Raw genomic sequence first — 14,927 nt, 5'->3', positions numbered from 1 at the left:
ATCAAAGAGTTTACTCAACCTATTCGTGCTAAAGGTTTTGGCTACTGTATCTTGTCCCCACTGCCATCAACTCGTTGATAGTCAAGCTATTAGTTGTCCCAATTGCCGGACGACACTCAAAGCTTACGGTCATCCTGGTATTCCATTGCACCGCGCCACTGGGGGCGGGTATCTGTGCGACACTTGTACTTATCACGCTGATGATACTTGCAATTTTCCTCAGCGTCCTTACGCCAAAGACTGTACCCTCTACCAAAATATTGAAGAGACAAAGTTAGAGTTGCAACAGCAGCGTCACACTAACAGTTTTGCTGTAACTGTGAAAACTTGGGTAAAACGCAATCAGGCTTTGCTGTTGCTATTAGGTTTATTATTAGCCTGTTTTTTGTTCGTGATATTAAGACCTTGATTTGTTTTTTGTCGGGAGTGGGGAGATGAGAGAGAAATAATAACTAATGCCCCATCCCCAATGCACAATCCCTCAAGCTGTGGTGATTTTGGATGCTTCGGCAATAGCTTCAACTTGTATCGGTGGCGCTTTTTCTTCAAAGGTGGCTAAATCGAACCAAAAAGTTGTGCCAATGCCAACTTCACTCACTAAATGGACTTTACTACGATGTCTGTCGATGATATTTCTGACAATCGATAATCCTAAACCCGTGCCTTCTAAGGTGTGAACTCGGTTTTCTACGCGAAAGAAGCGTTCAAAAATTGAGTGCTGATCTTCTGTGGCGATGCCTATTCCAGTATCGGAGATTTCAATCCGCACTGGAGAAAATTGGGTGTGATTGGGCTTAAAATCTAGTTGGTAGGCGCGGATTGCCACTTTACCACCGGCTTTGGTAAATTTAAGAGCATTACCAATTAGATTGCCAAACACTTGTACTAACAGATCATAATTACCCATTACTAAGGGTAAATTAGCAGCAACTTCTTGAACAAGTTCAACACCTTTATCTTTGGCATTGAGTTGATAAGTACGTAAGGTTTGTTCGATCGCTTGGGCTAAATCTACCCCATCGAAGTTATACTGACGGCCAGATTCGAGTTTTGACAAATCTAATACATCGTTAACTAAGCGGGTTAGGCGATCGGTTTCATGGTTCACTGTTTGCAGAAACTCTTGCCGTTCTTGTAATCCTAAGTCTTCGCCGTAGTCATGCAAAGTTTCAATATAGGTTTTGATGTTAAATAAAGGCGTTCGCAGTTCGTGAGAAACGTTGCTGATAAATTGACTTTTTGCATCGTTTAATTCCACCTCACGGGTTATATCTTGAACGGTAATCGCAATACCTTTGATACTTTCCCTTTGGACGTTGAGTACTGTAGTCAAAAGAATGCGGATCGTTCGTTGGGTGGGTTGGTTAAGAAAAATGCGGAATTCGGCGCTTTCAGATTCACCTGCTGCCATTTCGTACAGTGTCCCAGTGATTTCCATCTGTACTGCTGGCGGCAAGTTATGCAATAAATTGCCGCCGACCACATCAGCACTTTCCCAGCCAAAAATTCGCCGCGCTGTGGGGTTGACTAATATCACCTGCATGTTGTTATCAATCAACACCGCACCATCTGCGATCGTGGAAACTAGGGTTTCTAGCTTGGCTTTTTCGGCGGTCAGTTCTTCAATATTCTGTTCTTCATAGCGCTCTAATCGTTCCGCCATCTCATTAAAGCTTAAAATTAATTCCCCTAGTTCGCCTCCTAATGGTAAATTAATGCGCTGCTTGAAATTCCCGGTAGTAATTTGCTTTACCCCTACCAGTAGTTCCTTGATTGGCTTAGTGATGGTCAAGGCGTTAATTACTCCTGCTAAAATCACCATTACCCAAATGGTGATAAAAACGGCAATGGTGACATCGCGGGTAAAATTGGTGGAAATGATTGCAGTCTGATTGGGGTTGATGCCGATCGCTAATACACCTAAGTATTTTTTATTAACGATTAGAGGAATGAATACATCGGTAACTATCCCATCTGGGGTTGTATGTTGCCGCACCATTGGCTTTTCGCCATCACCAGGATAATCTTCTGGTAGTTGGATTCGCCGTTTAATGGTGAGAGAGTTTTCTACCTCTGCTTCCCAAAAAGGTATGCCAAAAAAGATTTCCCCATTTTCATCGGCGTAGAGCATATAACGCACGCTAGAGGTGCTGCTGTAGAAACGTTGAGAAAATTGGGCAACCTCTGTGAGATTATTGTCAGCAACTAGGGGAGCAACATTGGCAGCAAGTAGCAGCCCCAAGTCACGCCCGAAGCGGGTGTCATTCATCCGCGCATCTTGCTGAATCGTATTCACAGCCCAGAAGGTCAGACCACTCATTACCAATGAAACCACTAATGTGGCTACAGCCAGTAGTTTGGTCTGGAGTGTGAATTCAGACCACCAACTTGCGATCGCATCTCGAATTGTTTTTAACAGACTTAGCATCTTAAATAAAGTTGTTAGTAGTCTTTGTTATAAAGCCCAACAACTAAAAAATTAACAGTTAATTCGACAAATATGTTAGGGATTGGGCATTGGGTATTAGTTATTCCCTCACATTCTGCACTTGCAACTCCTAACTCCTAACTCCTAACTCTATGACCGATATCTCTCCGGTAATATATGCCCTCAAACTGAATATATTTGATTGCAGCGTAGGCTTGGGTGATCGCTTGCTCAAAATTTTCTCCGATTCCAGTCACATTTAATACTCGACCCCCATCTGTCACTATTTCTTGTTGCTGGTTCAACTTTGTACCTGCATGAAATACTGTTGCTCCTGTTGCCTCTGCGTTGTCAATGCCAGTAATTACCTGACCTTTCTCATATTCTCCTGGATAACCACCTGAAGCTGCAACGACAGTAGCGGATGCTCCCCCTTTCCAAGCAATGGGCGGCAATTCACTTAATCGTTGCTGCACACAGGCTAGAATCAATTCTTCTAGGGGTGTTTCTAATAATGGCAAAATCACCTGAGTTTCGGGATCGCCAAAGCGACAGTTAAATTCCAAAACCTTCAAGTCGCCATTGGGTGCAATCATTAACCCAGCATACAGTACACCTCGGTAGTCAATGCCTTTTGCTCGTAGGGTTGCGATCGCTCTTTCTAAGACTTCTGTTTGAATTCGTGCCATCAACTCTGGCGTAGCGATGGGTGCTGGGCTGTATGCTCCCATTCCGCCAGTATTTTCGCCCGTATCGCCGTCACCAATCCGCTTATGGTCTTGGGCTGGCAGCAAGGGGCGAATTGTTAACCCATCGGTTAACGCTAAAACTGATACCTCTTGCCCAATTAAACATTCTTCAATAACAACAAATTCGCCAGCACTACCAAATTGCCCCTGAAAAATTGCATCAATGGCGCTTTCTGCCTGTGCAACCGTTTCAGCCACCGTTACACCCTTACCAGCCGCCAAGCCATCAGCTTTAACGACAATCGGCGCTCCCTTAGCTCTTACATAAGATTTTGCTGCTGCTGCCTCCGTAAATACCGCAGCCTGCGCCGTCGGAATTCCTGCTTCTTGCATCAGGGCTTTTGCCCAAGCTTTACTCGCTTCAATTTGCGCTCCGGCTCTGACTGGCCCAAATACCATCAATCCTTTGTCTTGGAGGTAATCTGTGATTCCTTTTGCCAAAGGGACTTCTGGCCCAACTATTACCAGACTGATACCATTTTCTAGAGCATATCGGCTCATGCTTTCAAAATCATCTACTGCTAGGGGCAAGTTATGGCAACGTTCCATACTTGCTGTGCCTCCATTCCCTGGTACACAGACAACTTGCTCGATTTGCTTAGATTGCAACAGTTTCCATGCCAGAGCGTGTTCGCGCCCTCCATTACCTACGACTAAAACTTTCACTGATTTCCTCGTGCGTCCCTTGCGAAACGAGAATTCCCTATTCGGCTCTCGCGGATCAATTTTTTCACCAATTATCACACTTGTGCAAGCCCCCTCATGATTAAAAGAGGCAGAGACAGGAAAGAAAGAATTATCTATATCGGTTTTAAGTCCATCCTGTTGCTGGAAATTAAATTCTTAAGATTTAATTTTGTCAACTAGCAGATTTATTAACAGCAATAGCTCAATAATTATACTGAAGTTTATTAAATTATAAGTATATTTATTTAAGTAATGCTTATGTTCAAAATAGTACAACAATTGATAAAAAAATCAAGTTTAAGTAATGACGATTATTGAATATAAGTACTAACCTGTGAATATAGAAATTTATGAAAGTATCAAAAAATAGGTAACATGGCTAAAATTATCGTTACTGGGGCTGCCGGCTTTGTTGGTTCTCACCTCGTAGATATATTGCTACAACAAGGGGAAGAAGTGATCGGGATTGATGAATTCAATGATTACTACGATCCGATGTTAAAGCGTAAGAATGTTGCACATTTATATTCCTCATCTGGCTTTACATTAATCGAAGCAGATATGCAATTTTTAGATTGGCAGGAACTCTTAAAAGATGTTGATGTAGTTTACCATCAAGCAGCACAAGCTGGTGTCAGAGCGAGTTGGGGTAAAGCTTTTCGAGGTTACACAGAACGCAATATTAATGCTACACAAGTTTTGCTAGAAGCAGCCAAAGATGCTAAAAACCTGAAAAGATTAGTGTTTGCTTCTTCGTCAAGTGTATATGGTGATGCAGAAACATTACCCACTCATGAAGGAATTTGCCCTCAACCTGTTTCTCCTTACGGTATTACTAAGCTAGCGGCTGAAACTTTGTGCAGACTGTATCATAAAAACTTTGGTGTGCCATCTGTATCATTGCGATACTTTACAGTCTATGGGCCTAAACAGCGCCCAGATATGGCGTTTCATAAATTTTTTAAATCGATTTTGCAGGATGAGGCGATTCCTATTTACGGCGATGGACAGCAAACGCGGGAGTTTACATTTGTTGGTGATGTCATCGCCGCTAATTTAGCTGCCGCCGTAGCACCAGAAGCAGTAGGAGAAATCTTGAATATCGGTGGTGGTAGCAGGGTAGTTTTAGCAGAAGTATTAGACACGATTGAAGAAATCGTTGGGAAACCAATTAAAAGAAACCACATAGAAAAAGCGATGGGAGATGCCCGCCACACTGCTGCTGATGTATCTAAAGCGCAAAAAATTCTTGGATATCAGCCTAAAGTCTCTTTAAAAGAGGGTTTGACGCAAGAATGGCAGTGGATTAAGTCGTTGTATTGAGCAGGGAGCAGGGAGCAGGGGGCAGGGAGCAGGGGGCAGGAGATAGAAATTCTTTTTTCTCTGCTTTTGAGTTCTGGATTTTGTATCTGAATTACTTGCAATCTGCTGTATGCAGAAGAGATCGGCCGAGTTGCGTTTTAATCGTCATTACCCGCTTCATATCCCCACCCTAGCAAGAGTTGTTCGAGGGTGGGGACTTTTGTGAGTTCTTAAAAGAGCAGGGGAGTTAGCAACTAGTTGAAATCTTGTTAACCTTTATGCTTAAAATTGCACAAGAGGTTTGTTTAGCATCTACTAACAGCTAAAGTTAACCCTTTGCAGGACTCTCATAAGCAATGCTGACTGAAATTTTACCTTTTTCCTTTGAGTTAAATACGATCGCCATCGCCGGAGCGAGTTTGTGGTCATTGGCGCTATATCTAGGTTTTTCCTCAGTTAATCAATGGGTAATCGAACAACTCAACCGTTGGTTTAACTTTGCCGAGCGATCGCTTTATACCAGCCAAACAGAGTTTGAAAAGACTCGGAAAGCTAGAGAATCCCAAAATGCTTTCTACGCCTCATTATTTAGCATTGTACCTTTTTTGATAGTCGGCGCTTTATGTAACTGGGGATTGGAAATTAGTTTAGGTGAAAGTTGGGGAATTAGTACAGGAATCTTAGCTTGTATGGGCGCTGGCATTTATGAACTTGGGCGTAGAGATGGAGAGTCTTCAGATTAAGGCAGTTGACAGACTATTTCAAGACTTACGCAAACACTAGCCGAAATCCTGATTTTCTTCTTAGGGCAATTTATTAATTGTCCCTACTGTAGGGGTCTATTTATGATCTAATGGTCTGTAATTATTACCCAATTTCTTCACTAACAATCTGTGCGATCTTTTGGGCTGCACCACTTTCGCCGCGTATGCTTTGTAGCTTGGTTCGCATCTCATTCAATTTTTCTGGATGAGTTAAAAACTCTAAAACCATTTCCCCAATTTCTGGCGCTTGGAGTTTACCCATAAGTTCTGGCACTATCTCTTCTTGTGCCCAGATATTTGGCCATGCTAATAAACCTTTACGCCTGACGAATGTTAGGAATAACCAATTGATAGCGTTGGCAAATGCCGTACCTACTCCTGGCAGATTTGCCAATAACCCAGGTAAACCATCCCAAGAACGCATGGCATCAAGTTGCTGGGTTGGCAGCAAAACAATCATTGGCATTCCTAAAGCACCGAGTTCGGCAGTGTTTGCCCCCACCGTAGTCAAGCATATACAGCACTGTGATAATAAGTGATATGCAGGATTTTCTTCCCACAATTCCACAGTCAAGCCCGTTGTTGTTTTGAGTAATGCTTTACCTGTAGAGTCCTTTGGAACAATTAAGGAAGCACCGCCAAAGCCAAAAATTTCAGCAATAAAATTCTTTTTGGGATCGGCAAAACTAGCTAAAGTTTGTAAATCCAAAGTTGGGGCTACAGGAATCACAAATTTAGTTTGGGGCCTTTTAGCGTGTATGTATTCAGCGCTCGCTAAACATAATGGCACTCCTTGAGCTAATTTTGCCGCTTTTGATCCGGGAAGTAAACCAATCAATTCAATCTCTTGTTCTACCTTGTGGGAAGCTGTTGACGCATCTTTGTCATTAGTTATTTGTCCTTTCTCGTTTGCTAAGGACATAGGCGTTTCGCCTTCCCGCAGGGTATGACTAATGACTAATGACTCTTGAGTACTAGCTTCTAGCATCAAATCACCTACAACGGTGAATTTGTGAGCATATTTTTGGGGAACAGCAGCAGCAACTTTGGGTTTCATCACGCCAAAGCGATCGATCCACTTATACCACCGCGCTTCCCATTCGGCGTAAACCACTGTCCGATATCCCAGCTTTTTACCTATGACTACGGGGAAAATTTGATCGCCACCGAGAAAAACAACTACACCCTGACTTCTCCAGTCCCAATTATCAAAAGTTTTACCCCAGAGCAAAAATTGCCAAAAATGCTCTGCTCCTTGTACTCTATCTACTTCTGGGTAAGAAAGTGCGATCGCTGCTTCTTTACCAGTAGCATTTGGACAAGGTGATAATACCACTGAAATTCTGACCGCAGAACGGTCATCACCTAGTTTTTGCCGCAAAACTTTTACTACTGGACGTACCCAGGTTGTGATCTCACCTGGGCCATTTGATAATACGAGAATATCTACTTGAGTCATTAGTTAATGTTCAAGAGTTAGGGGTAATTAGTCAAGAGGCAAATATTAATAAATTCATTCCGATCTCATCAGTATATACTGTAGCTTGTTAGTCATAACTGTTGCACCCCAATTAGAACACTTTTGCCTAACTCACTTTGGCTAAACAATTAAATAGCTTACCGATAATGTGCCACAGAATGATGCCTTAGCGATCGCCAAATTAAATAGCACTGAGGTGCAAATCTATGCGCTAGATATCTGACCTTTCTCCAAACCACAAGGAAAATAAAAAATACTTATCCGAACCGTATTGCATTCTACCCTGCGCTCTGGATTAAGGCGATCGCTCTGTTCAGTTATAGCAACGGTCAAGGTGGTTAGGACATCAACAGATGATGAAACTTAGACACAAAAGGACTTTTCACCCAGTCCCTTGCTATACCTCAGATACTTCAACAGCAATTACTTAATTAACATCTTATTAACTATCAAATAGCACTACTAATGTTATCAAAAAGGCTACTGATTACATTTAATCAACTTTTGTGAATTTAGATTTAGCTCAAATAAGAATATTCTTTACAAGTTCCTTAAACCAGCAGTATTCATGGCTCCCAGCCAAGTAAGTCAGTAAATTAAACCAAACTATGTAAATAAGAAAAACAAAGACAAAATCCTTTCAGCTACAGTCTTTTGCCTCTTATCTATTAATTTATTCCAACTACAACTTTGGACGCTGACTTACTTAAACTGTACTCGTTATGAAAATTTTAATTTGGAATTGCTGTCAGTATCCTGTACTCTAATTGAGTGTGCTTTTTATATGATACTTAAAAAATATCATACCCCTCTTCCCTTAGCTCCGTAACATAGGTGGTTTTCAGGAATTTCTTCTTCTTTTTGGTCAGAAATTTAATTTTCGTACAAGTTTATTTGAGAAGCCTCGTACATGTTTGATACAAACGTTTTCGATAATTCGGCAGCTTTGCTTAATGATTTTTCCTCAAATCAGAGTATGCTACCAGACTTGATTACTAAGTCATTTTCAAATGAGGCACAGTTACGAAATATTCAATCAATTGCCTTCGTTGATTTAAGTCTTCCTGATGTACAACAAATTCTTCAAGGTGTAAGTGCTGACCTCATTGTTGGCCTTCAGCCCGATCGAGATAGTATTACCCAAATCACTGAGACGCTTTCTGATTATGACAATCTTTTAGGAGTTCACGTTATTTCTCACGGCAGTTCTGGGGAACTGAAGTTTGGGGATTCTCTAGTCAATCTTGAGACACTCAACAGCCGAAGTCAAGACTTAGAAACCTGGGCAGATGCTTTGGTGTCTGATGCTGATATCTTGCTCTACGGTTGTAATGTTGCAGAAGGTACAACAGGTAGTACTTTTGTTTCTAGACTGGGGCAATTGACTGGGGCTGATGTAGCTGCATCGACAGATTTAACTGGCAATGTATCCCAAGGTGGCAACTGGGAACTAGAGTATACAACTGGTACAATTGAATCTCCTTTAGCCATAAAGCCTTCGCTTTTAAATAACTATAATGGGCTGCTGGCTAGCTTTGACTTCACGAATTTTACCAGCACGAGTGGACTCAAACTTAACGGCAGTTCAGCCCAATTTGGTACTGCATTGCGTTTGACTCCAGCCTCTTCATCTCAGTCCGGTAGTGTTTTCTATACTACTCCGATTGCATTCGATACTAATACTTCCTTTAAAACCAAGTTCCAATTTCAATTGACAGGTGGAACTCTTGGAGCAGATGGATTTACCTTTGTGCTGCAAAATAGTGCAGCAAAGGAGAATGCGAAGGGTAGTATTGGTGGCAACTTAGGCTATGGCGGGATTTCTACCGCTATTACTAAGAGTCTGGCCATCAAGTTTGACACTTTTAAGAATGGAACAGATCCTAACAACAACAACATTGCAGTGCTGCGAGATGGTAATGTGAATACTGCGCTTGCAACTACGAGTAGTGTCACTGATTCTAACTTAGGTACACCAATTGATCTAAACTCCGGTACGGCAATTAATGCTTGGATTGAGTACGATGGCAATACCGACAAACTGGATGTTTTCCTTTCCCAAAATGGGACTAAACTTCCAACCGCCAAGGCAGCACTTTCCTACAAGATTGATTTAACTTCTGTTCTCGGTTCCCAAGCCTTTATTGGCTTTACTGCTGGAACGGGATCTCAATTTAATGCCCAAAATATTAACAGTTGGACATTCAACTCCAATAAAGATAGCTCAAATGGATTAATAGGCTATTGGAAGTTTGAAGAAGCAACAGGTAGTACTGTTTTAGACAGTTCTGGCAATAATAATAACGGATCGTTGATTAATTCCAGCAGAACACCTGGGCTATATGGCCAAGCTCTTCAAGTGATTGGAAGAAATAGCTCCCATGCAAGTATACCTGCTTCAGCTAGTCTTAACTCTATAACCAATCAAATCACTGTTTCAGCCTGGGTACGTCCTGATGGTCAACCAGTTGGTTTTAAGTCTGTTGTGAATAGACAGATTGGCACCCTTCTTCATCCCGATCAATTCTTTTTGGGGTTTGGTATACGGAATCAAGTAACTACCTATAAATGGGAAATAGGCACCGCTAGTAGTGAAGGTAATATTTACACAGGTTCACCAATCGGCGATAGTTGGGCACATCTGGTAGGTACATACGATGGCAGTATGCTCCGTCTTTATGTTAATGGTGTTGAAATTGGTAGTAATCCGTATAAAGACTCCATACCAGGAGATTACAATCCAGTAACCATTGGTGCAGCAGAGAACGCTGAGGAGGGGACACCATTGAGTGACAGTTTCAAGGGATTAGTTGATGAAGTCCGTATCTATAATCGTGCTTTGAGTGCAACTGAAGTTAAGAACTTGTCGTAAGATGGTTCGCTAATTAGGCAAAAAAGGTGTAGGAAACTTTAGCTAGCGGATAATATTCGCTAGCTAATTCCGCAGAAAAATCTATAAGTTATGTAAGGCGTTGTCGCACGAATAGGGAACATAGTAAATTTTATATCGAGCGATCGCCTTTGGTCTTTTAGCATAATTCAGAATTAATAAGTGAGGAATTCAGGGGAAAATCGAGTCAGTCTCTAGGGCGAGTCTTGAACAAAAAGCTAAAGATATTGTTATAAATATGCTAAATCAAGTAATTGCGATCGCCTACGGCGGACGGTTACGCCATTGCATTTTGCCAAACAAAATCTAATTTTATAACCCGCACAAGCGGGTTTTGTTTTGTAATTTAGCTAATATCTTTAAATAACTATTTAACTATATTATTTGTATTACAAAAAATTTACAAATATGTGAGCGACTACTTTTAGATAAAGTCAACAATTACGAAGAAATATTTCGTTTTTTCTATCGATTTGTGTCATATAGGCGATAAAATGCCTACTGGGTAAGCGTTTTCTGATAAAAAACAGATATTGCCTAAAAATCACAAGTTACCTGTGGCTGATGATGCCCCTAGGAACTTACTTCAGAGAACACGCATCAAAGGAGCCGAAGAAGCATGTTCACACACGTCAAGTCCACCATTAGACACATTGCGCCTGATAACTTACGCGGACGTAGTTTAATCAAGGTGGTCTATGTCGTGCTTGAGTCCCAGTACCAGAGCGCATTGTCGCAAGCGGTTCGCACGATTAACGCGAACAATCCTAACTTGGCGATTGAAATTAGCGGGTACTTGATTGAGGAACTCCGCGACCCAGAGAATTACGAGGAGTTCAAACGAGAAGTTGAGAATGCGAATATCTTCATCGCTTCCCTCATTTTCATCGAAGACTTAGCACAGAAAGTAGTAGCAGCAGTAGAACCGCACCGCGATCGCCTGGATGTTTCTGTTGTCTTTCCCTCCATGCCAGAGGTAATGCGCCTGAGTAAAATGGGCAGCTTTTCCTTGGCACAGTTGGGTCAGTCGAAGAGTGCGATCGCCCAATTCATGCGGAAACGCAAAGAAAAATCCGGTGCAGGATTCCAAGATGGGATGCTGAAGCTTTTGCGAACCTTGCCGCAAGTGCTGAAGTTTTTACCAATGGACAAGGCACAGGATGCCCGAAATTTCATGCTCAGTTTTCAGTATTGGCTAGGTGGTTCTCCAGAAAATCTGGAAAACTTCTTGCTGATGCTAGCTGATAAATATGTATTTAAAGGTTTAGAAAAACAAGTTGCACCTTCGACATATCAGCAGCCAGTGGTTTATCCCGATTTAGGGATTTGGCATCCTTTGGCTCCTAGTATGTTTGAAGATGTCAGAGAATACCTCAATTGGTACACGGCTCGTAAGGATATTTCTAACGATCTCAAAGATCCCCTAGCTCCTTGTGTCGGGTTAGTATTGCAACGAACCCACCTAGTTACAGGCGATGATGCCCATTATGTAGCAATGGTGCAGGAGTTGGAAGCACTAGGCGCACGGGTATTACCTGTGTTTGCTGGTGGTTTGGATTTTTCCAAGCCTGTGGATGCCTACTTCTATGAACCGACTACTAACATGCAGTTGGTAGATGCAGTAATATCGCTGACTGGTTTTGCTTTAGTTGGCGGCCCAGCCAGACAAGACCATCCCAAGGCAATTGAGGCACTCAAACGCTTAAACCGTCCTTATATGGTGGCGTTACCCTTAGTATTCCAAACCACAGAAGAGTGGATGGATAGCGATTTAGGGTTACATCCAATTCAAGTAGCTTTGCAAATTGCAATTCCTGAATTGGATGGGGCAATTGAGCCGATAATTTTATCAGGTAGAGATGGGGCTACAGGGAAAGCGATCGCACTGCGCGATCGGGTTGAAGCAGTAGCCGAACGCGCCTTAAAATGGGCAAATCTGCGTCGCAAGCCAAAACTTGATAAGAAAGTCGCCATCACCGTTTTTAGCTTCCCGCCAGATAAAGGCAACGTCGGAACCGCCGCTTACTTGGATGTATTCGGCTCCATCTACGAGGTGATGAAAGCCCTCAAAAATAACGGCTACGACTTACCAGAATTGCCAGAATCAGCCGAAGCGTTGATGCAAGAAGTCATCCACGATGCACAGGCGCAGTACAACAGCCCAGAACTGAACGTTGCTTATAAAATGTCAGTTCCTGAGTATGAGGCACTGACCCCATATTCTCAACGCCTAGAGGAAAACTGGGGCCCACCTCCCGGACATCTCAACAGCGATGGGCAAAACCTGCTGATTTATGGTAAGCAATTCGGTAACGTCTTCATCGGCGTACAACCCACATTCGGTTACGAAGGCGATCCGATGCGGCTGTTATTCTCCCGTTCAGCTAGTCCTCACCACGGTTTTGCTGCTTACTACACTTACCTAGAGCAAGTTTGGAAAGCTGATGCTGTACTGCACTTTGGTACACACGGTTCCTTAGAATTCATGCCAGGTAAACAAATGGGGATGTCTGGCGACTGTTACCCAGATAACTTGATTGGCTCAATTCCCAACTTGTATTACTACGCAGCCAATAATCCGAGTGAAGCGACAATTGCTAAACGTCGGAGTTATGCTGAAACAATTTCTTACTTGACACCGCCGGCAGAAAATGCTGGTTTGTATAAAGGTTTGAAGGAACTGAGCGAATTAATTGCTTCCTACCAAACCTTGAAAGATAGCGGACGCGGTGTTTCCATTGTCAACAGCATCATGGATAAATGCCGGATCGTGAATCTGGATAAGGATATTGACCTGCCAGAAACCGATGCCAGAGATATGAGTGCCGAAGAGCGCGATAATATTGTTGGCAACGTCTACCGCAAGTTGATGGAAATCGAGTCACGGTTGTTGCCTTGTGGTTTGCACGTCATTGGTAAACCGCCAAGTGCAGAAGAAGCGATCGCAACTCTGGTCAACATTGCTAGTCTAGATCGTCAAGAAGACGGACTTCAAGGCTTACCGGGAATTATCGCCAATAGCATTGGGCGTAACATTGACGATATTTACCAAAATAGCGATCGGGGCATTTTAGAAGATGTACAGTTATTGCAAGATATCACCTTGGCGACCCGTGCAGCAGTTACCGCCCTTGTTCAAGAGCAAATCGACGCAGAAGGACGAGTTTCTTTAGTTTCCCGGTTGAATTTCTTCAACATGGGTAAAAAAGAACCTTGGGTAGAAGCATTGCATAAACTCGGCTATCCCAAAGTTGACACCGCCACACTCAAACCCCTATTTGAGTATTTGGAATTCTGCCTCCAACAAGTTTGTGCCGACAACGAACTCGGAGCATTACTCAAAGGCTTAGAAGGTGAGTACGTCCTACCTGGCCCTGGTGGCGACCCCATCCGCAACCCGGATGTATTGCCCACGGGTAAGAATATCCATGCACTCGATCCACAATCCATCCCAACAACAGCAGCAGTTCAATCAGCCAAAATCGTTGTAGACAGGCTCTTAGCACGTAACAAGGCCGAAAACGGTGGAAAATGGCCAGAAACCATCGCCTGCGTCCTTTGGGGAACCGATAACATCAAAACTTACGGCGAATCCCTAGCACAAATTATGTGGATGGTGGGTGTGCGTCCAGTTCCCGATGCTTTGGGACGGGTGAACAAGTTGGAATTGATATCTTTAGAAGAGTTGGGAAGACCCAGAATTGATGTAGTAATCAACTGTTCTGGTGTATTCCGCGACTTGTTCATCAACCAAATGAACCTGCTAGACCAAGGCGTGAAAATGGCGGCTGAGGCAGATGAACCCTTAGAAATGAACTTTGTTCGCAAACATGCTTTGCAACAAGCCCAAGATATGGGGATTAATCTGCGTCAAGCAGCAACGCGCGTTTTCTCCAATGCTTCTGGTTCCTACTCGTCAAATATCAACTTGGCGGTAGAAAACAGCACTTGGGATAGCGAAGCCGAGTTGCAGGAAATGTATCTCAACCGAAAATCCTTCTCCTTCAATTCCGATAACCCCGGAATTATGGACGAATCCCGGCAGATTTTTGAAAGTACATTGAAAACTGCTGATGCAACTTTCCAAAATTTGGATTCTTCCGAGATTAGCTTAACGGACGTTTCTCACTACTTCGACTCAGATCCCACTAAGCTTGTGGCAAATCTGCGCGGTGATGGTAAAAAACCAGCATCTTATATTGCCGATACAACCACAGCTAACGCTCAAGTGCGGACATTAACAGAAACCGTGCGCTTAGATGCGCGTACCAAATTATTAAATCCCAAATGGTACGAGGGGATGCTGAATCACGGTTACGAAGGTGTGCGCGAACTCTCTAAGCGATTGGTAAATACAATGGGTTGGAGTGCGACAGCCGGCGCTGTGGATAACTGGATTTACGAGGATACTAATGAAACCTTCATCAAAGATGAAGAAATGCAAAAACGGTTGCTGAACCTTAATCCTCATTCTTTCCGCAAGGTTGTATCAACTTTATTGGAAGTGAATGGACGCGGTTATTGGGAGACTAGCGAGGAGAATTTAGATCGTCTACGCGAGTTGTACCAAGAGGTTGAAGACCGGATTGAAGGGATAGAATAATCCCTAATCATAAATGTAGGGACG

General features: G+C 42.9%; 8 protein-coding genes. 5 read left to right on the top strand and 3 right to left on the bottom strand.

The window, feature by feature from the left end; translation table 11 throughout:
• The first annotated feature begins 37 nt into the window (after window positions 1-37).
• Complete coding sequence (locus RMZ41_RS18445) at window positions 38-409, top strand: zinc ribbon domain-containing protein (protein WP_322641529.1); 372 nt, start codon at window positions 38-40, stop codon at window positions 407-409.
• A gap of 72 nt (window positions 410-481) precedes the next feature.
• Here the strand turns inward: RMZ41_RS18445 and nblS are convergent, their stop codons facing one another.
• Window positions 482-2,428, bottom strand: coding sequence for a two-component system sensor histidine kinase NblS (gene nblS, locus RMZ41_RS18440; RefSeq protein ID WP_322641530.1), 1,947 nt, complete (start codon window positions 2,426-2,428; stop codon window positions 482-484).
• 137 nt (window positions 2,429-2,565) lie between these two features.
• Complete coding sequence (gene purD / locus RMZ41_RS18435) at window positions 2,566-3,843, bottom strand: phosphoribosylamine--glycine ligase (RefSeq protein ID WP_322641531.1); 1,278 nt, start codon at window positions 3,841-3,843, stop codon at window positions 2,566-2,568.
• Between the two features lie 396 nt (window positions 3,844-4,239).
• On the opposite strand from purD, the gene RMZ41_RS18430 reads away from it, so the two are divergent.
• Together RMZ41_RS18430 and RMZ41_RS18425 are read left to right on the top strand one after the other, a co-directional pair.
• Window positions 4,240-5,187, top strand: coding sequence for an NAD-dependent epimerase/dehydratase family protein (locus RMZ41_RS18430; RefSeq protein WP_322641532.1), 948 nt, complete (start codon window positions 4,240-4,242; stop codon window positions 5,185-5,187).
• A gap of 335 nt (window positions 5,188-5,522) precedes the next feature.
• The gene (locus RMZ41_RS18425) at window positions 5,523-5,909 is read left to right on the top strand and encodes a hypothetical protein (RefSeq protein WP_322641533.1); all 387 of its coding nucleotides are present in this window, start codon (window positions 5,523-5,525) and stop codon (window positions 5,907-5,909) included.
• Window positions 5,910-6,033: 124 nt separating this feature from the next.
• Here RMZ41_RS18425 and RMZ41_RS18420 read toward each other — a convergent pair whose 3' ends face one another.
• A complete protein-coding gene (locus RMZ41_RS18420; RefSeq protein WP_322641534.1) occupies window positions 6,034-7,389 on the bottom strand; it encodes a lipid-A-disaccharide synthase in 1,356 nt (451 codons plus the stop codon).
• Window positions 7,390-8,320: 931 nt separating this feature from the next.
• Between RMZ41_RS18420 and RMZ41_RS18415 the strand changes: the two genes are divergently transcribed.
• Together RMZ41_RS18415 and RMZ41_RS18410 are read left to right on the top strand one after the other, a co-directional pair.
• Window positions 8,321-10,282 carry a DUF4347 domain-containing protein gene (locus RMZ41_RS18415; RefSeq protein ID WP_322641535.1) on the top strand — a complete coding sequence of 654 codons (1,962 nt, stop codon included), beginning with the start codon at window positions 8,321-8,323 and terminating at the stop codon, window positions 10,280-10,282.
• A gap of 637 nt (window positions 10,283-10,919) precedes the next feature.
• Complete coding sequence (locus RMZ41_RS18410; RefSeq protein ID WP_322641536.1) at window positions 10,920-14,903, top strand: magnesium chelatase subunit H; 3,984 nt, start codon at window positions 10,920-10,922, stop codon at window positions 14,901-14,903.
• Window positions 14,904-14,927: the final 24 nt, after the last annotated feature.

The sequence above is a fragment of the Nostoc sp. DedVER02 genome, from assembly GCF_034530675.2.
In the GTDB taxonomy this organism is placed as follows: domain Bacteria; phylum Cyanobacteriota; class Cyanobacteriia; order Cyanobacteriales; family Nostocaceae; genus Nostoc.
Note: the sequence above shows the minus strand (reverse complement) of the source record. Positions and strands in the feature narration are given on the sequence as shown.